Origin of the sequence: Bariatricus sp. HCP28S3_A4, from assembly GCF_052066395.1 — a bacterium.
In the GTDB taxonomy this organism is placed as follows: Bacteria; Bacillota; Clostridia; order Lachnospirales; family Lachnospiraceae; genus Allocoprococcus.
Genome location: NZ_JBQHSE010000103.1, coordinates 1 through 456 on the forward strand (window position 1 = coordinate 1; position 456 = coordinate 456).

The following is a 456-nucleotide window of genomic DNA, read 5'->3' on the forward strand; positions in this document are numbered from 1 at the left end:
GCTATGATTCTTCTTGCGTCAAGAATGGGAATGCGTTCAGGAGATATTGTTAAGCTTAAAACAAAAGATGTTGGCGACAATAGAAATGAAATCAACATTATTCAAGAAAAAACAGGAAATCTGCTTCATCTTCCGCTTGTTGAAGATGTTCGATTTGCAATTGATGACTATCTGAAGGTTCGCCCAGATACGAACATTCAAGAATTATTTTTAAATGTGTATGCGCCATATCATGCAGTGACGACAGGAACACTTCGTAATGCACTTAGAAAATATATATTAGCTTCGAGTGTAGATTCTGGGCGACGCAAGTGTGGACCCCATGTTCTTAGAGCATCCCTGGCGAGTTCCATGGTAAATGATACAATACCATACGAAACGGTAAGAAAAGTACTGGGCCATAGTTCAAATAATGCCATTAAGCATTATGCAAGAATCGATATCGAGAAATTACGA

Annotated in this window: 1 protein-coding gene; it reads left to right on the forward strand. The window is 38.4% G+C overall.

Features of this window, described 5'->3' with window-relative positions; translation table 11 throughout:
• On the forward strand, positions 1-456 hold a 456-nt coding region (locus tag ACTNBF_RS16545; protein ID WP_441089713.1), incomplete at both ends, for a tyrosine-type recombinase/integrase.